The organism is Fictibacillus halophilus (assembly GCF_016401385.1).
Lineage (GTDB): Bacteria > Bacillota > Bacilli > Bacillales > Fictibacillaceae > Fictibacillus > Fictibacillus halophilus.
Window position 1 is genome coordinate 51675 of the sequence record NZ_JAEACF010000001.1, and the last position, 25493, is coordinate 77167.

A 25493-nucleotide genomic window follows, 5' to 3' on the forward strand; every position below is an offset into this window, starting at 1 on the left:
CGTGCTAGTTTTTTTTGTTAGTCTTTATACTTCTGACTTCCTGCATGAACGATTTGTACTTTCACTTTGACTGAATCCAAAGAGTCGTTCTGCAAAGCATACTTTTTAACTAAAGACGGTGACTTTCGATAAGTAGAACGGGTTAAATTATAAATGTCACTGTCTATAGAAATTCCATTTAAATAAGTCTGCTCAATATCCTTCTTCATTTTATGGACGATTTTCTTTTCAAGTTCTTTACGAGGAACAATATCTAAATTTTCATCGATCGTTGCTTTTGCTTTGACGTCAATTGTATACTTAAGTTCATTTTGAACGGGCTTATTCAGCTTTATTTTATATCCTTTTACGTCTAGTTCAACAACAGTGTCCCCTAATGAAATCTCAAGCTTGTTCTCTTTTTTTTCTTTCGTTAACCATTCCAATCCATGAAGTTCTGCATCATTCAGCTTTCCTTTAAAGTTCATACTATTAAGTACATAACCTCCATTAATAGTGGGTAACATGGGTTTATCATTATCTTCGTGCCACTTTCCTTTTACTAATTTTATATTAGGAATTATGGCTGATCCGAATGGTTCGCTGCCATCTCTTAATAGCATCTGCATAGATAATGGATTAACAGAGTGGTTTCTTTGCAACATACTATCTGGATGAAACAGTACTTTGTATGTCGGTGCTTGCTTAAAAAGAGATTTTGCCATTAATACTTCGTTTATTTCTTCTGACGTACCAAAAATCCATGCTGTAAATCGAATTAGAGGATCGTGACCGATGTGAGAAATCACTTCACTCAGCTTTTCTTTAATCACCCTCTCGCTAAACAGTATTACTTGCACGTGTCCGTAATATATTGGAAATTGGGAAGATTTTTCTAACTTCCTAAAAGCCATTGTAAGGGTATCTCCTTCCTCTCTTCCGACTAAAACAGGAGATTCAGCTGCCTGAGCGCCACCACCCTCTTGTTTAGCGATTGATGAGAAGACAGCGGATTCTGTATAAACGATATACTTGCCATCTTTGTAATCTACACCTAAAGCCTCAATATAGAGCTGCTCATTAATGCCCCTAGAGCCCCAGCAACCTGTTAACATAAGAAGCAAGATAAACAACGTGAACATGATCTTTGTTTTATTTCTCATTGCGATCACCTTGGCGAGTAGCGTCTTTTGGATACAGGTACGAAGATCTTTTCTTGATAAGAGTAAAAGGAGCTTTAAAAAATGTTTTAAACGTATCAGCCACATTTGGTGCAGCTAAAGATTCTATATATGGATAGTCAAAGGAACGAAGGGAACTGACTAGCAAGAATATACTAAGCATAGATATGAAAAATCCAAACAGTCCAAATGTTGCACACATGAGAAGGGTATATATCCTTAAAAAAAGTAGATTCCCACTCAATGATTGGTTAACGAACGTATAACTAGCAATCATCGTTATAGCTACAACAACAAGTGTTGTAGGAGAGGTTAACCCTGCCCGGATTGCCGCATCCCCAACGATTAATCCGCCTAATACCGCTACGGTCTGACCAACAGCTCTAGGAAGTCTAGCTCCTGCTTCTTTAAACAATTCAAACAAAACGACCATGATCATCATTTCAAGTGGCAACGATAACGGTAATCCTGTTCGTGAGAGTGTTAACGTTGCGAGCAGAGGATAAGGAAGCTGATCTGGGTGAAAGGTTGTCAATGCTATCCAGAGCCCTGGTAAGGATACGGTTGTAAAAAGTCCAGTAAATCGAAGGACTCGTTCAAACGATACCATGTAAAAACTGGCATGAGCATCTTCTGGAGATTTCAATGTAATCGCAAGTGAAGCGGGACCAATGAGCACTGTAGGTGAACCGTCTACAATAATGACAAATCTTCCTTGAAGTAATGATTGAACCGCAAAATCGGGACGACCTGTATTATCAAGCAGGGGGAAAATGGAAAAAACAGAATCAGATAATTCTTCTTCTAGTTCACTGCTTGATACAAGGGCATCTATATCAATCTTAGAAAGACGCTGCTCGACGCGTACGACGAGATCAGGATCGATTATGTCTTCAATAAAGAGTAAAGAAATAGCCGTTTGACTCCTTCTACCAATCGTAAAAGATTTGCTGTTGAGTGAAGATGTTTTTAGACGTTTTCGGATTAAAGCAAAATTGATTTCCAAATCTTCAATAAAACCGTCACGCGCACCACGGATTGAAATCTCCGTATTCGATTCTTCTGGTGTTCGCTTTGGCATATTTGCAAGATTGATGGCATATAGAGAATTTTTTGAACCGGTTAACAGTACTTGTCCTGAAAACAAGCTATGCTCAATCTTTCTTTTGTTTTGAGAATCAATAGTGATTTCATGAACCACAAATCGACTTTTTAAAGAGTTAAACATAGCAACATCATCCTGCTCAGCGATGTCATTTAAGAAGGGAAGCAAGCTTTCTTCTAATAATTGGGTATCAACTAGCCCTTTACAGAACATTAAGGTATATGCAGAATTTGTTTTTTCTGCAAACAAATCATTTTTTACCACTACGTCTGTGGAATGACTGAACCAGCTAAGAAGTTCATGAATTTTAGTATTTTCTTTACGGTGGATAAACTTCATCACAGATACCTCATTTCTTAACTAGAACATAAAGACAGACAATCGAAATAATGGGCAGCATCACATACATCTGTATCGGAAAGAAGTAATGATACAAAAAGTTAAAAACAGAAATGTTTGATATAGGAGCAAGTGTATAAGCAATCGCAAGTATATATAGGGAAGCAACTAGCCATATCCTGTGTTTTTTTACTTTAATTAATTTTGTAACTAAGTACATCAGTAGACTCACTCTAATAAAAGCACCAGAAATCCATTGGAAGATGGAAAGGAAGTCCATCCTGGTGATCTCTTTACTAATCGTTAGAAGCTTCCATTGTTCAAAAGCAGGGTATCTTAATTTATTAGCTTCATAAGGGCCAAACTCTGCGATGGCTGCCATTGTTGGTCCTAACATAAGTCCCACTAAAACAAAACTCACAAAAATGATGTGTTTCCACTTAAGCGTCTTATGTGTGTGATGGACAAGGAATAAAAGCGTACTTAACTCTGTTAATCCGGATAAAACATAAACTCCACCTTTAAACACAGGAGACCAGCCATTTTCTGCAATGGGCAATAGCATAGAATAGTCTTTATGCGGAATGTTTCCAATCGCAATAAAGAAGCCGAATGTTACTACTAACGGTAAGGCAATCAAAGCTACCATGCTTAACTCCTTAAGTCCTTTATAAGTCCCTAAAAAACAGAGCACACCTAATAAAATACATAGGACAAGAGCTGGAGTATCCATTAGATAATTTGTTTTTGTCCATGTAATGGTATCTCGGAAAGTGATCGTAGCATTTAAGAAAAAGTATAAGATAAATACACCGCTGAGCAGATAGACAGGGACAGGGCCGAGTCGTTTTTTTATAAAATCTACAAAATTTTGATTTCCTAATTTTTTTAAAACCGAACCAATAAGCAAAATAAAAAGGATGTAAGGAACAATTGAAAGAAGAATACTTACCCAAGCATCTCTTCCTGAAGCTGATAAGATGACGGGTATAATCAGAACATGATTTACGAGGCCGGATGAAAGAATTAAAAGAACATAAATATGAATTGGAGCTACACCAGGTTGAATTCTCATACGTTCCTCCGGTTAATTGAATATGAATTAGTATTGTTTTAATTTGAAGGCATTATTCTATAGGTAAATACAATTCTTAAGCTCAATCACATTTTTTCCCGTGAGTTTGGATGGAATCCCGTAAATTTTCAACTTAATTCCGCAAGTTGCTAATGGACCAGTTACGCCCTGTAGAATACCTCAATCCATAATACACAGCTTGGTTTACGCAAACGAAAAAACTCAAACAAAAGATCATCCTTTTGTTTGAGCCATTACTTCGTTTTATCTATTATGTAGCGTGTGTAACCGTCACGATGTCCACCTTGATCAATTATTTTTCGTACATAATAGGGATCTTTTAATAAGCCGTTCTGTTTATCCAGTTCAATCCACTTCTTGATCTCAGGGATATCGTTTAATTCTTGGAACCATTCTTCGTGTTCTAACTCTGCCCATAATTCATGAATATCAGGGTCTTTCATCTTTAAAACATGCTTTTGAAAGATCTCTATAAAAAAACCTGCAGTGAGTAAACAAAGCAATAAGAATAGCAGCATATCATTTGAACCTCCAGTCTTATTACCATACACCAAAATGAGCGTATAAAAAAATAGCACGTTTTTTAACGTGCTATCTTAAGAGACATCAAACAAAAGAATGCGTACTATTTTTTATCGGTATGTTTTTTTATAATTTCCTTTAACTCAGACCAATTCGTTAAACGAGGCATGTCCAAATGTTTGTTGTAATTCTGATGTCTAACATATAATTGAATAGGCTCTTGGTTAAGAGTATCTAAAACATTAGGCTTATCATCAAAGTAAAAGTCTAGATTAAGATCTTTAATAATATGGATTTTCTCTTCATCTTTCATGCCACAGAAAAAGCGTCCCTCTTGTACAGGAAAACCAGCGTTTTCTACCCATTTCTTAGTTTCTTCACAATGTTTAGCAGGTCTTGCTGTAATGTAGAAGATTTCATGACCTTCTTTATCGAGCTCTTGTAACACCTCAATCGCATCCGGATAAGCAGGACAATCTGTAAAATAGATTTCTTCCATAGAATCTATCCACATCTGATTTCCTTCTTTTGTTGAAAGTCCGAACGGCTCGTGAATCTCCAACGTTTCAATCGTGTCAAAAACATCAATCGGAACATCTTGTTTTAATTTTCTATTGTAGATATGAAAAGCATGTTGTCGTAAATTTATTAGCGTATCGTCAATGTCAAAACCAAATCTCATATTGTATAACCTCTTATTCGTATTTAGGGTAACTTGAAAACTTAAAGTCAGGGCCGATTTGAGTAACTGTAAGATTTTGCAGCAAAATGGCATCTGACATCTTATCAATTCCAGTACCGCCAAAAAATGATGGTGAATGCTGTCCACCAATCAGTTTAGGAGCGATGTAGAAAACCGCTTTATCAACAAGCTTGTTTTCTAGGAATGAAGCGTTGATCGTACCACCGCCCTCAATCAAAAGGGAAGAAATCAAGTTACTTCCTAGTGTTTTTAAAACTTCAAGCGGGTCAACTTGTGATTCACCAGCAATAAACACTTTTACACCATGAGCTTCTAGCCGAAGCTTTTTTTGCTTGTCATAATTTTCAGTAGTGAACACCCAAGTTTCAGCTTGATTGTCTCTTACAACTTTAGATTCTAAAGGGATTTTAAGTGTTGAGTCCATAATCACTCGAAGTGGATTTCGACCATTCGGAATTCTTGTCGTTAGTTCAGGGTCATCATGAATAACGGTATTAACTCCAACAAGAATTGCTTTATTTTCGTTTCTCAGTTTGTGCACATCTTCACGCGCTTCTGGTGATGTGATCCATTTGCTGTTGTTCGTACGACTCGCAATCTTTCCATCAAGTGTGATGCCTGATTTTAAAGTTACAAAAGGAATCTTTTGAACGATAAATTTATTGAATACTTCATTCATCTTTTCCGATTCTTCTTGAAGTACTCCAGTCTCCACTTCAATGCCAGCATCTTTTAAGATCTTCACGCCTTTTCCAGAGACAAGCGGGTTCGGATCTAATGCGGCGATAACCACTTTTTTAATTCCGGCTTCTACGATCGCTACAGCACAAGGTCCCGTTCTTCCATGGTGAGAGCACGGCTCGAGTGTAACATAGATCGTACCACCTTTTGCCTTATCCCCAGCCATGCGAATAGCGTGAATTTCAGCATGTGGTTCACCAGCTTTTAAATGCGTACCTACTCCAACGATTTCGTTATGATTTACAATAACAGACCCCACTAACGGGTTAGGGTCTGTTTGGCCTTTCATCGCTTGAGCATTGCTTAGAGCTAGCTGCATATAAAATTCATGACTACTCATTCGTGAATACTCCTTCATCTAGATGGCCAGATCGCTTGATCTTTGTTTGCAAATACTTCTCGTTATATTCAGAAACATCACCCCAAATTGGAGCTCTTGACGTAACGGAGAGACCTGCTTGGTGAAGTGCTTCTAATTTTTTCGGATTGTTCGTAATCAGAGTTACTGGCTTTGAACGTAATGCTTTTAATACCTCGATGGCATCTTCATAATTTCTAGAATCATCGACAAAGCCAAGACTCTCGTTTGCCTCAACAGTATCTTGTCCACTTTCTTGGAGAAGATAAGCCATTGCTTTACTGAATAGCCCGATTCCACGGCCTTCGTGGTTTGCTAAATAAAAGAGTGCACCTGTACCATGTTCTACAATCATTTTCATCGATTGCTTCAACTGATAACCGCAGTCACATCGTTTGCTGCCAAAGATATCACCCGTGTGACAAATGGAGTGCATACGAATAAGTGCTTCATCATTGTAAGCAAAGTCACCATAAACTAAAACACTGGATTGCTGATATTCTGCCAAGTTCGCTGAGGAAAGCTTTTCGATCACTTCTTCAAAGTTTTCTGTTTGTTCACAGCCTTCAAGCCAGCAGTACCAGTTGAAAACAACGGTATCTCCATATAGATTAACAGGCAGACGGATGGGACCAACTAAATAAATCGCACCTTCGTCTTTTTTAATAAGTTGTATTTTATCTTCAAGTATGGAAAGAACTTTTTGTTTTAAGTTTTTACTTTGTAACATACTTATACCCCTTTTGTAGTTGATACGTATTTTGTCGGTTACTTCGGTGAATATGTTTATTTTATACTAGATAATTCGATTGAAAGTAGTGTTTTGCTCTCAATGGAAAAAAAAAGCATCGAAGCCCTCAAATGATGGTTCAATCCTTGTGTCTTCATCATGCATTTCATAAAAGAGAACATTTTCCTTTCATCTTTAATACGCTAAATGTAGATACCTTTGTATAAGGTATGAAAAAAGTACAAGAAAAGCGTGTATGTTAGACTATTTCTCTACATTATTTCGTTAATGGTTAAGAGTGACCATACAGTTTTTGAAGGCATAAATCTTCCTTCATATTAGATGAAACCCTTGTTTTTTATTAGGATTAGTAGAAAAATACAATTATATGTTTTACATAATAGAGAGGAATGAGATTCTTATGAAAAAGATGATAGCCGGGGATGAGTACGCAGAGTATTATCAAACATATGTAAGCTTAGTGCCTGAAGGGGATATCATTCAAGTACTAACAGATCAAATGAAAGAAACAGTGGGAATCACAAGCATGTTAAATGATGAACAGCTTTCCTACCGGTATGCAAAAGGGAAGTGGAGCATCAAAGAAGTGATTGGTCACATTACGGATACGGAAAGAATCATGAGCTATCGTTTATTATCGATCGCACGAGGGGAAACAACCTCACTTCCTGGATATGATGAAAATGCGTATGTAGAGGAAGCCGGCTTTGATGACATTCCGGTGAGAGATTTGCTAGAAAATTTTGTTTCAGTGCGTTTGTCGACAATCCAGCTTATTAAAAGTTTGAGTAAAAAGGCTTTGGAAAGGAAAGGAACGGCAAATGGGCATGCCGTTACCACTCGTGCTCTAATGATGATCATAGCGGGTCACGAAATACACCATCGTAATATCATCATAGAGCGATACTTAACCAAAAATTAAACACATGTTTAAAAACGAGCCAATAACGCGATAAGAGGGCTCGTTTTTGTGTATATCTATAAGCTCTACATCTCATTCATCTCAATCGCAGCTCTAACCCCTGACTCCACGGCTCCTTCCACCCATCCATGCTTGAGTGTAGTATGCTCACCTGCAAAATGCAGTCTTCCCTCCGGAGCTTTGATCGCTTCAAACAACTCTAACTCCTGATATGGCTTAAACATGGTGAAGCAGCCACCTGCATTTGGATCCGTAGACCAATCATGGCTAAACCCTGTAACAAAATGTTGATAGATATCTTCGCCGTGAAACTGTGCGATATATTTTAATGTTTCTTTAATTTTCATCTCATTTGATGAGCTTCTCCAAGGAAACGTATCATCTTCCCACGTGTAACTTCCGATTACGACACCAGAAGGAATATCTTTTCGTATACGGCTCGGATAATGAGTGAAGCGTGATGCTTGATCAGTGACGGTTTTTCCACCAGAGAGACCGTTTTTTTCCCAGAAACGATGTTTGAATTCGATTCCGATCTTAATTGATGGCACATAATGAAGCTCTCGAATCGCTTTTCTTTTAAGGTAGGAGAGGGAATGAAATGGTTCGAATTCAACAAAATTTAGAACCGAATAAGGTAAAGTAATTAAAACTTTGTCGGCTTCAAAAGAAAAACGGTGTAAGGTTTGAGGACTTTCTGTATACAGTTTAACGCTTGATTCTGTCTGGACAATCCTTGTTAGCTTTTGACCAAAATAGATGTGATGCCGCAATTCTTTAAGAAAAGCACGAGGCAGCTGATCGTATCCACCTGTAACTTCAAAATATTTGAGAGGAGGTTTTTTGAAAATGATTAAGATGTCACGAAGCATCTCTAAAAGAGAAAGTTCAGGAAGACCTTCTAGCGATAGAAGAACCTTGATTTTATCTATGGCTCCAGCAGATAACGATCTACCGTAAGGATTGTTTCTTAAATAGTTATCAAGGGAGTACGATTGAAAGTTTTGTATGACGATCGGCCAGTTTTTATCAGGATCACGATCAATAAAATCCGCAATCGGCTGGACGGCATAAGCGATTAATTCTTCAGCTGTTCTTCCTTTTTCATTTTCCAAAACAGGAAAACCTAAGATGTCGGGATTCTTTTCGTAAGCTTCATAAGTCGTTCGAATACCGTTGACTAGCAGAAGGTCGTGGGGATTGCTGTTAACAAATTCATTTGTAGCAAGGTTAAATTTATTGATGTACGCTAAAACAAGTTTATGCATCTCAGGAATTCGCATTGCACCTGCTTCAAAATAGTTACCGTGTGTAAAAGGTGATCTGACTGTGTAAATGCGACCGCCAACTCGATGAGTAGATTCTAGAAGGATAATTTCGTGTCCAGCATTTTTTAAAAGCGTGGATGCGACGAGTCCTGCCATGCCTGCTCCAACCACTACAATTTTTTTTGAAGTGTTCGTCATGGGTAAACCGTTCTTAATAACATCTAGCATTCCTTCAACTGTCAGACGGCTCCTATTCATCACAAGTCCCCCCATGTGAACGTTCGTATCTTCTAATAATGTATTAATTATTATTAAAGAATATTATTTTGTAATTAAAACTAAAAATGACAGCCATGATGGCTGCCATTTTTGCTATTTATACTAGTTCTTCAGTCTGAACCAAAACATCCTCTTTGTTCGGATAGGTCTTCTCAATATGCTGCTCACCCCATGCGCAGAGTGAATCTAAAATCCCTTTTAACGACCAACCATAATCGGTTAGAGAATATTCAACTCGTGGAGGAACCTGATTGTATACTTCACGGAGAATAACCCCGTCATCTTCTAGTTCTCGAAGTTGTTGTGTGAGCATCTTTTGAGTAATTCCTGGCATTAATCGCTTCAATTCGCCTGTTCTTCGTTTATCTTTTATAAGATGGCAGAGGATGACGACTTTCCACTTTCCACCTATCACTTCTAGTGCAGCTTCAACAGGTATGTTGTATTTTTTCATCCATAATCACCTCTATCACTTAATTGTTACTTAAAAGTACCTACATTACTTAAAAGTGCGTACTTACTTTTAGTTTGCGTATATTTCATAATAGCATTAAGTCATCCGAATGACTAGTTCATTCACCAATTAAACATCAATGGAGGGATTTATAGATGAATTCAACAGCCGTTCAAACGGAAACCGCTTCGAAGTCTAAAGGTGGATTTCCCGCATTATTAGCATTAGCCATTTCAGCTTTTGGTATTGGTACAACTGAGTTTGTACCCGTAGGACTTTTATCTTCATTAGCATCTGATCTAAACATTTCAATCACGCTAGCAGGGTTACTCATCTCTGGATATGCGATGGGTGTCGCATTTGGCGCACCGGTTCTTACAGCACTTACGAATAAAATGAACAGAAAGACGTTATTGCTTCTGTTAATGGTCGTTTTTATCGCAGGTAACATGGTTGCAGCTGTATCTACAAGTTTTACGCTGCTATTGATCGCACGATTTATTACAGCATTTTCTCATGGTGTTTTCTTCTCAATAGGTGCAACGATCGCAGCAGATCTTGTCCCTGAACATAAACGTGCAAGTGCGATTGCATTCATGTTTACAGGACTTACTGTTGCAACTGTAACTGGGGTTCCACTTGGAACATTTATCGGACAAACCTTTGGATGGAGAGCTACGTTTTGGGCAGTTGCTCTACTAGGTGTTGTTGCGATTATCGCTAGTGCTATTTTGGTTCCAAAGAATTTAAAAGAAGCACCGCCATCAAGTTTAAAGGATCAACTTAAAATCATTAAAAACGGTCGCTTATTATTAGCTTTTGCGATTACAGCTCTTGGTTATGGTGGAACGTTTGTAGCATTTACGTATTTAGCACCGATCTTGGAAGATGTAACAGGCTACGCTCCTAAAGCAGTCAGCTGGATTTTGTTAGGATACGGAATTGCTGTCGCAATCGGTAATACGATAGGAGGTAAAGCGGCAGATAAAAATCCAATTAAAGCATTGTTTTGGATGTTCGCAGTTCAAGCCGTTATTCTAGTGATCTTAACATTTACAGCACCTTTTAAAATTGCTGGGACGATTACAATTTTCTTTTTAGGACTTTTAGCGTTTATGAACGTTCCGGGTCTACAGGTTTATGTTGTGAAATTGGCTGAAAGATATGTACCATCTGCGGTAAATGTTGCATCAGCCATCAATATTGCTGCATTTAATCTAGGTATCGCGATTGGTGCATCAGTTGGAGGACTTATTGTCGACTCAATCGGCATCATTCATACACCTTGGATCGGCGGAGTCATGGTATTTGGTGCGGTTCTTTTAACGGCATGGAGCGCATCACTTGAAAGAAGAAAAGTTTAAAGGTAAAAAGAAGGCAGCCATTCTGGGTTGCCTTCTTTTTATGCTGTTTTTTTATTATTCTTCACTTTAGCCACAATCACGACAAACAAAAGGGGCAGGAATCCAAAGATAAATGTTACAGGGGTCTGCAGAAACGATCCAGATTCACCTAATTCGATTTCGTTCTTGTACATTGTAAGAGAAAGTAAGAATACAACAGCAGAAAGGATGTAAATAAAATGGGTAGCTTTTACTTTAAATAGCGTAGAGATAGCTTGATCAAGTATATACAACAATAAAGAGATCTTCATGTATGTCCCTAGAATGAGTGCGATGCCAAAGATGGCTTCAACGCGTTCTACGATTTCTCCGATACTGATCAGCTGAGCAAGAACATGTAGCGGGAATTTCTTTAAAAATACTAAAGGTCCTAACCCCAATAATGAACAGAGAATGGTTAAAGTAAGTACGATTCCATTGATGAATAAACCTATATAAAGCCATTTCTTAATGGACTGCCCAGGCTTTTGCTTTACCAGATAGATGATCATAGCAAAGAAGAGAACATCCATGTAAGGAAATCCAAAACCGACATATACGCCGTGCAGGATGGGTTTTAAGCCTAAAGGAGCTAAAGGAAGCAGATTGGTAATCTCATACGTGTTGTAAGGCAGAAATAACATGATGATGAAGATGAATAACAAAATGTACATCAATAGATGGAACATGCGCGCCATCACTTCGATTCCAGCTTTTGCGGTTAAGCTCGAAGTGATTAAGATGAGTAGGTGAAAGATAAAGAGCGGCGTTTCTCTCATCATCGATGTAGTAAAATATTGCCCCATACCATATACAATGTTTGACGTAATATACAGCATGACTACGAACAAAGGGATGATAATAAAATAGGTCATCACGTTTCCGAGTGTTAAGCGAACTTGGTTCACATAACACTGATCAGGATAATCGTTGTGAAGGGTTAAGACGAGATATAAGATGACAAAACCGACTAAGTTAGCGAGGAGCATAGCAATCCAAGCACTGTTTTGAGCTGCAGCCAACATTGGCCCTTGAATATTAATAAGTGCTGAACCCGTCATATACACTTGAAATAAGACTGCCATCTGCCAATAACTGATTTTTCCTGTATGCATAAAGGTACTCCTTATTATTTTACTTGCAGCCATGAGGTGATTGCTTCAGCCATAGGACCAACGATTAACTGAAAGCCATCATCTAAGTTAGGAAGGTTCCGTCCAGTTAGATATGAATAAAGCATATATCCTGCGGGAATGGAGAGCATTAAATAGATTTTTTTTGACTTGTTATCTTGTTTGATCGTTTGATAGTCGAAGTACAAGAAAACGATCAAGCTTCCTATAATGAGTTTTTCAATCATAGCGATTCCTCATCATTCTATTATTTTTTGTGAAAAGGTTTGCTGATATCAGTACCAGTGTTTAAAATATTCACTTCTGCTTTAACATGAAAGACAGCATCTTTGTAATAAGGGATTTTTTCTTTTTTTATTCTCTGCCATTCTTTTGGATTTGAGCGATAGATATCGTTTCCCAATCCGATAATATCTATATTCTTTTTTTGAGATTGTTTTAATAATGCCTTTAAGTTACTGTTTACTTGTTTTTCTAATTTCTTATGAAGAACTTCTAGTTGTTCTTTCGTTTCAATCGTCGAACATTCTAATTCTCCTATGCTCGCTTGAAGCTTTGGTTGAAGGAAGTAATGTATAACATCATTTTTGAACTCAACCGATGTATTTGTATGAGATTCTGTAATTTCAAATGACTCTTGCAGTTTACTTCCTTTACACGTGATACCGATAATTCCAAACTGGAAGTTATTAAGAGCAAGCATAAGTGACTTCGTTTCTTTATTCGTAATAATCGTCTTCAGCTTTCCTTTATGAAAGATTGACAATCCATCTACATAGATGCTGTTTTCTTTTTCCTTTTCCTTTCTTAAATAGGGAGCATACGCCGTATCCACCTCACTGTGAAGCTGTTTTCCAATCGTAAATAAATTGGCGGGATACGTCTTTGCGCTGAACTTACTTCCGGTTTTCGTTACCTCATTTAACTGTTCACTTACCGTGTTTTCTACATGAGGCTTTTCTTTGATATAGTCAGCTGCAGATCCCTCTGTAACCGCAACTCCTGTTAAGAGTCTTGGTTCATGATCTCTGTAAAAGAAGTCTAAAACAGACCCCAGATAATGTTTTCTGGCCACATTCTCACTAATAACGATAAAACGAACATGTCCCCAGTTAGCTTTTCTTCCTAAATGGATAGTCACATCTCTTATAGCATCAAAAACGGATTTTGCTTCCGTCTCAAGATTGAAATAAGATTCTCCGCCACCTCCTGCTGAAGCAATCTTAGGAGCTGGCTTATAAAATTGAGTGGTAAGTTTAATGCTTCCATCTTTCTTTTGGTCGATTGCAAGAGATTGAACAAAAACATATTCAGTAAGCTCGGCATGGTCCCAGCATCCTGATAAAAAAAGGAGGGAGGAGGCAACGATGTATTTGATTAGCTTTTGCATGTAAACCCCACCCTTTTTATAAGTAATCACCCTAAGCGTTTTTTCCTGTGCTTCGGTGTTTAAGTAATTTTTTTAATGACAAACGAAAGAATCCGTCTTTTAGTAAGGAGGTGCTGTTAAGTGTGAACGTACCAAGATAAGGTTCTTTCAAAACGTGCAATTTGGATAGGTGCAGGAATATGAGAATAAATCCTAAGAATAGACCGAAGCCTCCCATAATTGCCGCCAGGAACATTAAGGGTATACGTAATAACCGTGCAGCGAATCCGAAATCGTAATAAGGGATAGAAAAGGAAGCGATTCCCGTCAGTCCAATAACAACAATCATGATCGGTGAGGCGAGTCCAGCATTGATGGAAGCTTCTCCGATAATCAACGCTCCAACGATACTTACGGTTGATCCAATAGGTTTCGGCAGCCGAACTCCTGCTTCTTGCAAAAGTTCGAAAAAAAACAGCATGATCAAAGCTTCTATGATAGCAGGAAAAGGAATCCCTTCACGTGTATCTAAAAGGGCGATCAATAAAACGGTAGGTATGAGTTCAGAATGGAAAGTAGTCAAAGCGATATAAATGCTAGGTAAAGCCAAGCTCAAAATAAAACCAACAAACCTTACCAACCTGATGATCGATGAAAAAACAGAGCGTTGATAATAGTCTGAAGCCGATTGGAAAAATTCATTAAACAAGCCAGGACAGATGACAATGGTCCCTGTTCCTTCCATCAAAATAATAATCTTGCCTTCTAATAATGAAGCGGAGGCAACATCTGGTCTCTCCGTAAATCGATATTGTGGGAAGGGAGTAACGGATGACTCTTCGATTAATTCAGCGATATAGGATGTTTCTAGAATCTCTTCATTTTTAATCTTGTTGATTCTTGTTTCAAACTCTTCAAGCATTTCTTTTTTTACGGTTCCATCTAAATAGCCGTAAACAAATTTGGTGTTTGACTTGCTATCTGTTTGTTTAAAAATAAATTTAAGATCGGGTGTTTTTAACCGTGAACGAATCAAGCCAAGGTTCTTTTGAAGGTTTTCTATCGTTCCTTCTCGGGGGCCAACAACGACTACCTCGTTCTGAGGTTCTGCAACACTTCTTTTCTCTACAGAAGAAGCATCAAAGCTTAGAGCTAAGTCCCATTTGTCAAAAAGCAAGACAATATGACCATTCACGATGTTGGCATTTAATTCATTGTAGTTTTTTAGAAGCATGACGGGCCTTGATGAGACGCCTTTATTCTCAAAAAAGACCTTTATCTGTTGAACGGAAACAGCAAGTGAAAGGGCTGCCTCAAAATCAGGCATATCCTTTAGAACCTGGTGAAGCAGGTTCGACTTTTCTTCTTGGACGAGAGAATCACAGTGTACAACAAGAGCTTCTTGTTTATAATCTGAACCAAATTGAAAGTGTCTGATCTTGATATCATCACAGTTTTTATAAAGGTTACGCATATATTCATCATTTGCTTGGAGATCTTTGTTGATAGGAACTTCTACTTTTGTTGTATCCATGAATGTTAACACCTGCCTTATCCTATAATGTTTGATGAAGGATAAGAATCTATACATTATTTACCATGGAAGTCATGAAGGGTGGATGAAAGCTGTAGATTTCCGTTTCAGCTGGGGTAGTTGAATAAATAGCCAAACAAAAAAGCTACCAGCGTGTTAGGGTAGCTTTCATACGTGAAATTAGAAATATTTCATGATTAAATTTTTTCCTGTGTTCCCACTTTAGCGCTTTGGTCAATGTCTAGACTTGTTTTATATTCAATCCTTTTTATATCACAGCCTGGACCAATTTCTATCGTGTTTCCTCGAACGACTTCGGCGTGTGTGTGTTCAAGGTACAAGTTGTCGCCTTCGATCACTTCTGCTGTTAGTTGATCGGTATGGTTGCTCATAAAAAATTTGATCAGCTTTTTCAAGCCAGATGCATCTCCGGTCTTTTTAACCGTGATGTTCTCGCCACCTATTTCTTTTGCTTCACAATGACGTAGAAGTTCCACGTCGATCGTGCCTGCATTTAAGAGTCCATCTATTTTAAAATTGCCACGGGCTTCAAAAGATTCAGTTTCACAATCTCCCTTTATTTTAATTTGGCCTTTTACGTCTACTTCGTCGCTTGAAACATTTCCTTGTACAGAAGCAGAGCCGCGAACGTGAATCTCTTTTCCTTTTACATCCCCCTTAATAGAAGAGGAGCCTTGAACCTTTAATTCCTCGCAAAGAAGATGACCATCGATGTCTGTGCTGCCGTTAATCGTCATTTCCTTCACTTTTACATCGCCTTCGAAATGGGTAGATCCATTTATTTTGGCTGTATCAGTAGTGATGTTTCCCTCTAAATGGGCACTTCCGTTGCATTTGAACTCTTCACAAGTGAGATCACCGTATATATGGGCAGATCCGTTAACCTTTACTTGGTTATACTCGCCACCAGAAGAAGTTCCTGATCCGGAAATACTAATGTTCTTTAACTGAGTTCGTTCCATTGCTATTCCTCCTTCAATGATTAAGAAAGCTTAAGTTTTAGTTCTTCCATGCACTGACTTAGTTTGTAGTGAGCGATTTTTTTTGCTTGTGGTTCTAAGAAAAGGGTGGCCGGTTCTGGTGTAAGAACAAAAAATGAGACGCCCATTTTTCTGATAAAGATCAATTCACTTCCTGTGTTCTTTACGTTCTGCTCATTTTCATCAAAGAGCTTTAACAGGTCTATGCCTTCCGTTCGATTTACATCGCCGGTTTGCAGCAATGAATTCAATACGTATAGAGTTAATATTTGATTGAAAGTAAACGTTTTGGTGGGGCCATGAACGTTGTTGAACATCTCTAAGGCTGTATTTGAAACAATGTTACGTTTAGTAAGTTCTTCTGCTGATAATGATGTAAGTGTTGGGGAAGGGGAGAACATATCAGCTAGTTCATCGAGTGATAAGTCATCTTTTAACGTTTTAATTTTTTCAATGCGCAGCAATATATCTTCTTTAGGAAAGAATGTTTCTTGCCCTGTAAAGGTAGATTTTCGAATAAACCAGTTTTCGGGAATCAAATTCTTTCTTTTCCATCTGTATAGCTGTCCGTATGAGATATTTGCTTCTTCTAATAGATCTTTTTTTGAGATTAGGTTTTCCATGGTTAACCTCCTTGCTTACAATGTAACATAACACTGTTACGTTATACAAATGATTTTTAAAAGTTTATAAAGGAAAATGCATGAAGATTTTTGAATAGTATTAGGTAGAAGGTGGAGGAGTTAATGGAGAATTGGTTTAGTGCAGGAACTTCGGGTTTTAAGATGTTTCAGTGGGAGCATGTTCTTTTATTAGTTTTTATATTCCTTGTGAGTATTATCATGTTTGGCTACCGAAATAGGATTAGGAAGATGCACATATGGAAGAAAATCTTAATCACAGGTCTTGTAATCTCTGAAAGTACGTATCACATATGGGCAATTCATAATAATTTATGGGATATTCATATTTTCCTGCCTTTGCAGCTATGTAGTTTCAATATTCTACTATGCGTGTTGTTACTCATAACGGATAATCGGAGACTGTTTGCTTTTGTTTATCTTTTTGGTTTAACGGGTGCCATACAAGGATTACTTACACCAGAGTTATTTCAGGAACCTTGGCATTTTCGTTTCATTCAATACTTTTTAGCTCATGCTCTCATTGTTTGGACAGCTCTTTACTATGCAATTATAAGGTCTTATACAATTAGCTGGCAGCTTCTTTTCCAATCATTTTTTTGGTTGAACATCTATGCTCTTGGTGTTTACGTTGTAGATGTTGCGATTGGTGCAAATTATATGTTCTTGCTTGAAAAACCATCGAATGCTTCTCTCATGGATTACATGGGGCCTTATCCTTGGTATATCCTTTCACTAGAGCTAGTCGCTTTATGTTTATGTCTGTTTGTTTTTATTCCGGTTAAAGAAAAACTAAAACACAAGACAGAGGGCTACCCGCCGTTTGAAGGGTAGTTCTTTTTTGTATACTTTGTGACAAAACCATGCAGGAAAAGAAAATTATGGAATTTATTGTATAATGGAAGTGAGGAGGGATAGTATGATTGAAACTATAAATAAGCCGATCAGGTGGATGCCATTTCTTTTTCTTAGTTTCTTAGTCATTGGAAGCAATGTAATTCTTTATCAAACCACCTATTTTCAACCTATACCTACGTCAGTGCTCATTGGTTCGATGTTTGATTTTCTTCTTGTTATTCCTCTACTTACCTACTACTTTATTATCCGCAAAAGATACTCATGGAAGCTGACACTGCTTGTTGCATTAGTGAGTTATGCTTTCGCATCATGGATCATTCCAGATGAACTAATGAAATCTGTTTCATTTATTCCGAAAGCTCTCCTTCTTTTAGAAGCAGGTTTTATCTCAATCGAACTATATTTGTTGTTTATTGTGTGCAGAAAATTTCCTAAAGTAAAGAAAACGTTCAGTGAGTTAGCTGTTGAACTACCGTTTTTATTTAAACTCAAACACGCTGTTAACGTTCATTTTGCAAGAAGTCGCCTCATTGATTCTCTCGTAAGTGAAGTAACGATGTTTCATTATGCATTCCTTTCGTGGCGCAAAGCACCTATGATGACTGAGCAAACGTTTACTTATCATAAGAATACGAGCTATGTAGCTCTCCAGCTCATGTTGATTCACGCGCTTATCATCGAATCGGTCGGTCTTCATTATTTCTTCAGCCAGTGGAATCATACCGTCTCTTTGATTTTACTATTTATAAACATCTATTCTATTCTGTTTCTAATCGGCCAAATGCAAGCCGTAAAAAAAGTACCTGTGATTGTCACAGAGGATTCATTGATTCTAAATGTAGGTTTTATCAAGAGCCTTGACCTTCCGTTTAAAGACATTCAAGAATGGAAAACGTATGAAGGACCTGATGAGTTGAGTGCAGCTGAACTCAAGTATACGTTTGAAGCGCGAGTAAGTGATTTTATTCCGGAAAAACCGAATATTGAGTTGCTGTTGAAAAAACCTGTAAGGTCAGATATCATATATGGATTTAAGAAGAACGTAACAAGGGTAGTTATTAAAGTAGATCATCCTGCTGAATTAATGAGGCTTATTGAAAAGAGAATGGCTGATGAAGAATGTATTTTAGAAGATTAACAGTCTTTTTTTAGCAAATGTTCAATTTCACCTTGTTAAATGGAAATGCTATTGTTAAGATTTCAGAAGGTTACAGAAAAATCCTCTCGACAGGTGAAAATATATGTTTAAAAATACAGCAACTACACAACAAAAAAAATCATTTCTAACTTCCGTTCAGCTTATCGTAATCTTTTATTTATTGTCTGTTTTAGTAGCCACTTTACTATTAAGCTTACCAGTCGGGCATAACGAAGGAGTAGAGCTGAAATTTATTGATGCACTATTTACAGCGGTGAGTGCAGTTAGTGTAACAGGGCTCACTTCTGTTAGTATCTCAGAAACGTTCAATCACGTCGGAGTCATCCTTCTAGCTTTAATTTGCCAAATTGGTGGAATTGGTGTCATGACACTAGGAACGGCGGTCTGGTTATTAATAGGAAAACGGATTGGAATGAGAGAACGTCAATTAATTATGACGGATCAGAATCAATCCACACTTGCTGGACTCGTTCAGCTGATGAAGCAGATTTTAACGTTAATCATTGGGATCGAAATTGTAGGAACAGTTTTGTTCTTCATATTGTTTCAGCCTTATTATGATACAGAAGTTGAGGTGCTTTACCACGCTTTTTTTGCGGCCGTTACAGCTACAACGAATGCTGGATTTGATATAACGGGAAGTTCATTAATCCCTTTCCGTAATGATTATCTTGTTCAAATTGTGACGATGTTATTGATTACATCAGGTGCGATAGGATTTCCTGTTCTAGTTGAGATTAATAACTTTATTAAAGAACGAAAGTATTTAGAGCGTTATACGTTCACTCTTTTTACAAAGGTCACGACAACTACATTTGCTATTTTAGTTGTAACAGGTGCGATCGGTTTTTATGTTTTAGAAATGAACGCTTTCTTTGAAGGAAAGTCTTGGCATGAATCATTCTTTTATTCGATGTTTCAGTCTGTTACGACTCGTAGTGGCGGTTTGTCTACGATGGATATCTCACAATTAACAGTACCTACTATGCTTTTCTTATCGATTATGATGTTTATCGGCGCTTCACCTAGCTCGGTCGGTGGAGGGATAAGAACAACTACATTCGCCGTAGCTCTTTTAGCGATTCTCTTTTATGCAAAAGGAAGAAACACGATTAAAATTTTTAAACGAGAGATCTATCCAGAGGACATTCAAAAATCCTTTATTGTTATTATTGTTGCGATGGTGCTCTGTACAACATCCACCATCGTCTTGGCGATCACTGATCCTATGCCGATCGAGTACTTATTCTTCGAAGTATGTTCAGCTTTTGGAACCACAGGGCTTTCTACTGGAATTACGGGCCAGTTGAGCTCAACGGGTAAAGTAATCCTTATGCTCTTAATGTTCATCGGTAGGATTGGTGTCTTATCATTCTTGTTCATCATCCGAGGGAAAACAGTAACAGAGCACATTCATTATCCGAAAGAAAAATTAATAATTGGTCAATAAAAGTGATCCCGTTTGAATTCACTTCGATGTTTACTTATAATGAACATAAGTAAATAAGTCCTTCGGGGTCGGGTGAAATTCCCAACCGGCGGTGATGAGGCTCTAGCCTCTTAGTCCGTGACCCGGTTTTGCTTTTGCAGAAACGGTGGATTCGGTGCAATTCCGAAGCCGACAGTATAGTCTGGATGGGAGAAGGAACGTGAACACTTTTAGAATACCTGTGTTGAAATAGGTATATTTAAAGGTTTATTTTGTTATATTCTTAACATTTAAAACCCCGGAAGCATTTTGTTTCCGGGGTTATTTGTATTAAGAAAAAGGACTCCTGCTTATGCATATTTACGATGATACGAACGTCATACGAGGGAGGGAAAGCTTTTTGTTTACAGGCATTATTGAAGAAAAGGGTACGATTAAATCCATTTCTAAAGGCAATGAAACGATCGTACTTACCATTACAGCCGATGAAGTACTGAAAGATGTAAACCTTGGGGACAGTATAGCGGTGAATGGTGTTTGTTTAACGGTAACATCTTTTAGTAAAAGGGAGTTCACTGTGGATGTTATGCCTGAAACGTTTCGTTCATCCACATTGAGACTGTTAAACAATCGGGATTCAGTCAATCTAGAACGGGCGATGGCTGCTGGTGGCAGGTTCGGTGGACATTTTGTTTCCGGACATGTTGATGGTACGGGAACAATCGTTGAAAAGCGTCCAGAGAGAAATGCTATTTATTATACGATTACATTGCCTGACCATCTGATGCGCTATTTTATGTTGAAAGGCTCCGTATGTGTAGATGGAACGAGTCTCACTATATTTGAAGTAACCGAAAGTACAATTACCGTTTCTTTGATTCCTCATACAGCAGAACATACGATTCTAGGGTCAAAGGGAACGGGTGACATCGTGAACATTGAATGTGACATGCTCGCAAAATATGTACACAATATGTTGTCGCCAAAACAAGAAACAACACAAAAGTCGAAGCTGTCTCTTGATTTCTTACAAGAGCACGGATTTTAGGAGGAGAGTTCATGTTTCACTCCATAGAAGAAGCAGTTGCAGATCTTAAAGAAGGAAAAATTGTAATCGTAGTAGATGACGAAGATCGTGAAAATGAGGGTGACTTTGTTGCGCTCGCTGAGGGAATTACCCCAGAGAGTATCAACTTTATGGTGACGCATGGCCGAGGCTTAGTATGTACACCGATCTCTGAAGAAATTGCTTTAAAGCTTGATCTTTCACCGATGGTAGCAGCCAACACAGATTCGCACGGCACGGCTTTTACGATAAGCGTCGATCATATTTCAACAACAACGGGTATTTCAGCGCAAGAGAGAGCAGCTACAGTACGTGAGCTAGTAAATGCTGATTCCCTTCCTTCAGATTTTAAACGTCCCGGCCATATTTTTCCGTTGATCGGAAAAAACGGCGGTGTGTTGCGTAGAGCAGGGCATACAGAAGCTGCAATCGATCTTGCCCAAATGGCCGGAAGCAAATCTGCTGGTGTTATCTGTGAGATCATGAAAGAAGACGGAACGATGGCTCGTGTTCCTGAACTCGTTGAACTTGCGAAACAACATAATATGAAGCTGATCACGATAAAGGATCTTATTACGTACCGAAACAAAACAGAGCAGATGGTGAAGCGTGAAGTAGAGATTACTCTGCCTACAGAATTCGGTGATTTTAAAGCGATCGGTTTTTCGAATGTATTGGATGAGAAAGAACATGTGGCACTGGTAAAAGGTGAGATCGCAACCGGAGAGCCAGTTCTCGTCCGTGTTCATTCTGAGTGTTTAACAGGTGATGTTTTCGGTTCTGCTCGTTGTGATTGTGGATCACAGCTTCACGCAGCTCTTTCTCAGATAGAAAAAGAAGGTCGTGGCGTTTTGCTGTACATGAGACAAGAAGGACGCGGTATCGGACTTATCAATAAGATGAAAGCTTATAAACTTCAAGAAGAGGGTTTGGATACCGTTGAGGCAAATGAACAGCTTGGGTTTGCACCAGATCTTCGTGACTATGGAATTGGAGCTCAGATCTTAAAGGATCTTGGCATTAGTAAGATGAAACTGCTGACAAACAATCCAAGAAAGATTGCTGGATTAAAAGGTTATGACTTAGAAGTGACCGATCGTGTGGCGCTTCAGATGCCTCATAACAAGAACAACGAAGATTATCTAAAAACAAAAAAGAGCAAATTGGGGCATATGCTTCATTTCTAAACAGGAGGAATAGTCATGGCAAAATTATTCGAAGGACATTTAGTTGGTACAGGATTAAAAGTAGGTATTGTAGCAGGACGTTTTAATGATTTTATTTCCGATAAATTGGTGTCTGGTGCACAAGATGCCTTCAAGAGACACGGTATTTCTGAAGATGATGTAGACATCGCTTGGGTTCCAGGAGCCTTTGAAATTCCGTTGATCGCTAAAAAGATGGCAGATAGCGGTAACTATGATGCTGTGATTACCTTAGGAGCGGTAATTAGAGGGTCGACTCCACACTTTGATTACGTATGTAATGAAGCGGCGAAAGGGGTCGCTCAAGCCTCAATGACGAGCGGTGTTCCTGTGATCTTCGGCGTGTTGACCGTTGACTCGATTGAACAAGCGATTGAACGCGCTGGAACGAAAGCTGGAAACAAAGGTTGGGAAGCAGCTGTGTCTGCTATTGAAATGGCAAACTTAACGCGTCAGTTGGGATAATGGCATGTGTGTGGAAACCCGTCACTTTTTTAAGTGGCGGGTTTTGTTTGTTTTATAAACGATGGTGTTCGAGCTTGTCGAGTGGTGTCGACTCGTCGGTAACTTTTGGATTGAGAGCATGATCTCGTGGATTAAGTGTAAAAATTTGTGGATTGAGAGCAAAAACTCGTGGATGGAAAGTGAAAACTTCAGGATTGAAAGTAAATAATGGTAGGTTCATGTCGAAACGTTGTAGATTGAAGCGTAAACCTCATTTCAAACACCCCTCTAAAGTAAAAATTAACAGCATTTTAAATAATTTTAAGCATATCTAAAAGCAATTGACATAGTTATTAGAATAGTGTTAAGATTACCAAAGTTACAAACTACAAAATTATGGAAAGGATGGTTGTGTCATGGTGAAAGAAATGGTTGTTATTCAAATTGCGGTCACTGTTGTAATCAACGATGACTCTACAATTTCATACCATGGCCTGCCGGAAGAGATGTATTAGGATTTTCATTCTACATATCTGCCTTTTCTACATACATGTTTGTACGCAGGTCACCCCAGTCGTGACGTGTGTTTTTTTATGATTTCAAAGCATACCGAGTTCGAATGGTATGCTTTTTTATTTTTGTTTGCATAGAAGAGATCACTCTTCTTGTTGCAATAGATTCACTAAACATGAGGAGGAGAACAAATGAAAAGAAAATCATTAAATGTGTGGCTAGAACGCAAGGATCATACACTTTTTGGGTAGCTTCGTTAAACAATTGTTTAAAAGAATGGTAGATCGAGAGGGGAGACATTATGTTTTCAGTTTTAGGTAAATTAGCATGGTTCTTTAAGAAGCATTGGATACGATACACAATTGCAGTAGTGTTGCTGACTGGCGTTGGGATCATCGAGATCATCCCACCGAAACTCATCGGTAACATCATTGACTCCATTCATATGGGCACAATCACAAAAGAAGACATGATGAAGACTCTTGGAATCTTTGTAGCTGTTCTAGTTTCCATGTACATTACGATGTATATCTGGATGTATCAGCTTTTTGGAGGAGCTTTTATCATCGAGCGCTCGATGCGTTCAAGTTTTATGCGGCACTTATTAAAGATGACTCCTACATTTTTTGAGAAAAATAGAACAGGAGATTTGATGGCACGTGCGACAAACGACTTAAAAGCCATCTCCATGACTGCAGGATTTGGAATCTTAACCCTTGTAGATTCTAGTTTGTTCATGCTGACAATCCTGTTTGTGATGGGATTCATGATCAGTTGGAAATTGACGTTTGCAGCGCTCATTCCACTGCCGATCATCGCGTTTATTATTAAGAAATACGGAAAAAAAGTACATCAGCGTTTTACCGTTGCGCAAGACGCGTTTGGAGAAATGAACGATTCCGTTCTGGAAAGCATACAAGGAGTACGTGTCATTCGAGCTTATGTTCAAGAAAAAGAGGATGTAGAGCGTTTCAATAAAGTAACAGAAGATGTATTTGAAAAGAATTTGGCTGTATCAAGAATCGATGCGTTATTTGAACCAACGATCAAGGTCTTGGTAGGAATAAGCTATTTAATCGGTTTAGGCTATGGAGCTTACATGGTCTTTCATAAGACGATCACACTTGGTGAGCTAGTTACCTTTAACGTTTACTTAGGTATGCTGATCTGGCCGATGATTGCGATTGGTGAACTCATAAATGTGATGGAACGTGGAAGTGCATCACTTGATCGTGTTAACGAAACATTAAGCTATGAACCTGATGTTAAGAATAGAGAAGACCTTGTCCCACTAAAGGATCCGGGCACAATAGCATTCGAAGATGTGACATTCCGATATCCTTCTTCAGAAACAGATAACTTAAATAACATCAACATTAAGGTGGAAAAAGGAGCGACTCTTGGAATTGTTGGCCGAACGGGAAGCGGAAAAACGACACTTCTTAAACAGCTTTTAAGAGAGTATCCAGCTGGAAAAGGGAACATCACATTCTCTGGTGTAGGCATTGAGGATATCGCTTTAGAAGATCTGCAAGGATGGATCGGTTACGTACCGCAGGATGCTATTCTTTTCTCCAAATCGGTAGAGGAAAATATCTTATTTGGAAATAGCACAGCGGGTGTCGATAAGTTGAATCATGTCATGGAGATGGCATCATTTAGAAAAGATGTTCAGTTCCTTCCTGAAGGATTGAACACGCTTGTCGGGGAAAAAGGTGTGGCGTTATCAGGAGGACAAAAGCAACGTGTGTCTATTGCGCGGGCATTATGTGTAGATCCAGAGATCTTGATTCTAGATGACGCGCTTTCAGCTGTTGATGCGAAAACAGAGACAGCGATCATCGGTAACATCCGTAAAGAACGCGCCGGGAAAACAACTTTTATTACAACACACCGACTGTCAGCAGTTGAACATGCAGACTGGATCATCGTTATTGATGACGGAGCGATTGTAGATCAAGGCAGACATGAGGATTTAATAGCAAGAGACGGCTGGTATAAAGAACAGCACGAACGTCAACAGATCGAACAAAACTTAAATGATAATAAGGCGGTGTAGCC

Annotated in this window: 24 protein-coding genes and 1 riboswitch; of the genes, 9 read left to right on the forward strand and 15 right to left on the reverse strand. The window is 38.4% G+C overall.

Annotation, left to right across the window (positions count from 1 at the left end; genetic code table 11):
* Positions 1-17: 17 nt before the first annotated feature.
* The 7 genes from I5J82_RS00360 to I5J82_RS00390 form a co-directional block, all read right to left on the reverse strand.
* Entirely contained in the window at positions 18-1142 is a 1125-nt protein-coding gene (locus tag I5J82_RS00360; protein WP_198766170.1) for a Ger(x)C family spore germination protein, read from the reverse strand.
* Positions 1132-2604, reverse strand: a complete 1473-nt coding sequence (locus I5J82_RS00365) for a spore germination protein (protein ID WP_198766171.1) — start codon at positions 2602-2604, stop codon at positions 1132-1134. Before I5J82_RS00365 ends, I5J82_RS00360 begins: the two co-directional genes overlap by 11 nt.
* Positions 2605-2614: 10 nt before the next feature.
* Positions 2615-3679 carry a GerAB/ArcD/ProY family transporter gene (locus I5J82_RS00370; RefSeq protein WP_198766172.1) on the reverse strand — a complete coding sequence of 355 codons (1065 nt, stop codon included), beginning with the start codon at positions 3677-3679 and terminating at the stop codon, positions 2615-2617.
* Positions 3680-3933: 254 nt separating this feature from the next.
* Positions 3934-4218 carry a hypothetical protein gene (locus I5J82_RS00375; protein WP_198766173.1) on the reverse strand — a complete coding sequence of 95 codons (285 nt, stop codon included), beginning with the start codon at positions 4216-4218 and terminating at the stop codon, positions 3934-3936.
* A 107-nt stretch (positions 4219-4325) separates the two neighbouring features.
* Positions 4326-4904: a 5' nucleotidase, NT5C type gene (locus I5J82_RS00380; protein ID WP_198766174.1), complete on the reverse strand. Its 579-nt coding sequence runs from the start codon at positions 4902-4904 to the stop codon at positions 4326-4328.
* A 13-nt stretch (positions 4905-4917) separates the two neighbouring features.
* Complete coding sequence (ribD, locus tag I5J82_RS00385; protein ID WP_198766175.1) at positions 4918-6006, reverse strand: bifunctional diaminohydroxyphosphoribosylaminopyrimidine deaminase/5-amino-6-(5-phosphoribosylamino)uracil reductase RibD; 1089 nt, start codon at positions 6004-6006, stop codon at positions 4918-4920.
* Entirely contained in the window at positions 5999-6754 is a 756-nt protein-coding gene (locus I5J82_RS00390; RefSeq protein WP_198766176.1) for a GTP cyclohydrolase II, read from the reverse strand. The genes ribD and I5J82_RS00390 overlap by 8 nt, the downstream gene beginning before the upstream one ends.
* 421 nt (positions 6755-7175) lie before the next feature.
* On the opposite strand from I5J82_RS00390, the gene I5J82_RS00395 reads away from it, so the two are divergent.
* Complete coding sequence (locus I5J82_RS00395; RefSeq protein WP_198766177.1) at positions 7176-7697, forward strand: DinB family protein; 522 nt, start codon at positions 7176-7178, stop codon at positions 7695-7697.
* 65 nt (positions 7698-7762) lie between these two features.
* On the opposite strand, the gene I5J82_RS00400 is transcribed toward I5J82_RS00395, so the two are convergent.
* Both I5J82_RS00400 and I5J82_RS00405 read right to left on the reverse strand, forming a co-directional pair.
* Complete coding sequence (locus I5J82_RS00400) at positions 7763-9223, reverse strand: flavin monoamine oxidase family protein (RefSeq protein WP_198766178.1); 1461 nt, start codon at positions 9221-9223, stop codon at positions 7763-7765.
* Positions 9224-9341: 118 nt separating this feature from the next.
* Complete coding sequence (locus I5J82_RS00405; RefSeq protein ID WP_191754703.1) at positions 9342-9698, reverse strand: winged helix-turn-helix transcriptional regulator; 357 nt, start codon at positions 9696-9698, stop codon at positions 9342-9344.
* Positions 9699-9853: 155 nt separating this feature from the next.
* On the opposite strand from I5J82_RS00405, the gene I5J82_RS00410 reads away from it, so the two are divergent.
* Positions 9854-11062, forward strand: coding sequence for an MFS transporter (locus I5J82_RS00410; protein WP_198766179.1), 1209 nt, complete (start codon positions 9854-9856; stop codon positions 11060-11062).
* Positions 11063-11100: 38 nt separating this feature from the next.
* Here I5J82_RS00410 and I5J82_RS00415 read toward each other — a convergent pair whose 3' ends face one another.
* The 6 genes from I5J82_RS00415 to I5J82_RS00440 all read right to left on the reverse strand — a co-directional run bounded on the left by I5J82_RS00415 (position 11101) and on the right by I5J82_RS00440 (position 16740).
* Positions 11101-12195 carry a GerAB/ArcD/ProY family transporter gene (locus I5J82_RS00415; RefSeq protein WP_198766180.1) on the reverse strand — a complete coding sequence of 365 codons (1095 nt, stop codon included), beginning with the start codon at positions 12193-12195 and terminating at the stop codon, positions 11101-11103.
* A 14-nt stretch (positions 12196-12209) separates the two neighbouring features.
* Entirely contained in the window at positions 12210-12440 is a 231-nt protein-coding gene (locus I5J82_RS00420) for a hypothetical protein (protein WP_198766181.1), read from the reverse strand.
* A 20-nt stretch (positions 12441-12460) separates the two neighbouring features.
* Positions 12461-13603, reverse strand: coding sequence for a Ger(x)C family spore germination protein (locus I5J82_RS00425; protein ID WP_198766182.1), 1143 nt, complete (start codon positions 13601-13603; stop codon positions 12461-12463).
* A 31-nt stretch (positions 13604-13634) separates the two neighbouring features.
* Positions 13635-15116 (reverse strand): spore germination protein, encoded by a 1482-nt coding sequence (locus I5J82_RS00430; RefSeq protein ID WP_198766183.1) that lies wholly within the window; start codon positions 15114-15116, stop codon positions 13635-13637.
* Between the two features lie 197 nt (positions 15117-15313).
* Positions 15314-16099, reverse strand: coding sequence for a polymer-forming cytoskeletal protein (locus I5J82_RS00435; protein WP_198766184.1), 786 nt, complete (start codon positions 16097-16099; stop codon positions 15314-15316).
* A 20-nt stretch (positions 16100-16119) separates the two neighbouring features.
* Positions 16120-16740 carry a YhbD family protein gene (locus I5J82_RS00440; RefSeq protein ID WP_198766185.1) on the reverse strand — a complete coding sequence of 207 codons (621 nt, stop codon included), beginning with the start codon at positions 16738-16740 and terminating at the stop codon, positions 16120-16122.
* A gap of 123 nt (positions 16741-16863) precedes the next feature.
* On the opposite strand from I5J82_RS00440, the gene I5J82_RS00445 reads away from it, so the two are divergent.
* From I5J82_RS00445 to I5J82_RS00475, 7 genes are all read left to right on the forward strand, one after another.
* Positions 16864-17592: a YwaF family protein gene (locus tag I5J82_RS00445; RefSeq protein WP_198766186.1), complete on the forward strand. Its 729-nt coding sequence runs from the start codon at positions 16864-16866 to the stop codon at positions 17590-17592.
* Positions 17593-17677: 85 nt separating this feature from the next.
* A complete protein-coding gene (locus I5J82_RS00450; RefSeq protein WP_198766187.1) occupies positions 17678-18754 on the forward strand; it encodes a hypothetical protein in 1077 nt (358 codons plus the stop codon).
* Between the two features lie 103 nt (positions 18755-18857).
* Positions 18858-20225, forward strand: a complete 1368-nt coding sequence (locus I5J82_RS00455) for a TrkH family potassium uptake protein (RefSeq protein ID WP_198766188.1) — start codon at positions 18858-18860, stop codon at positions 20223-20225.
* A 54-nt stretch (positions 20226-20279) separates the two neighbouring features.
* Positions 20280-20426: riboswitch (FMN riboswitch) on the forward strand.
* 178 nt (positions 20427-20604) lie between these two features.
* Positions 20605-21252 carry a riboflavin synthase gene (ribE, locus tag I5J82_RS00460; protein ID WP_198766189.1) on the forward strand — a complete coding sequence of 216 codons (648 nt, stop codon included), beginning with the start codon at positions 20605-20607 and terminating at the stop codon, positions 21250-21252.
* 11 nt (positions 21253-21263) lie between these two features.
* Positions 21264-22457 (forward strand): bifunctional 3,4-dihydroxy-2-butanone-4-phosphate synthase/GTP cyclohydrolase II, encoded by a 1194-nt coding sequence (locus I5J82_RS00465; protein WP_198766190.1) that lies wholly within the window; start codon positions 21264-21266, stop codon positions 22455-22457.
* A 15-nt stretch (positions 22458-22472) separates the two neighbouring features.
* Positions 22473-22940, forward strand: coding sequence for a 6,7-dimethyl-8-ribityllumazine synthase (ribH, locus tag I5J82_RS00470; protein WP_066239884.1), 468 nt, complete (start codon positions 22473-22475; stop codon positions 22938-22940).
* 793 nt (positions 22941-23733) lie between these two features.
* Positions 23734-25491: an ABC transporter ATP-binding protein gene (locus I5J82_RS00475; RefSeq protein ID WP_198766191.1), complete on the forward strand. Its 1758-nt coding sequence runs from the start codon at positions 23734-23736 to the stop codon at positions 25489-25491.
* The last annotated feature ends 2 nt before the right edge of the window (positions 25492-25493 follow it).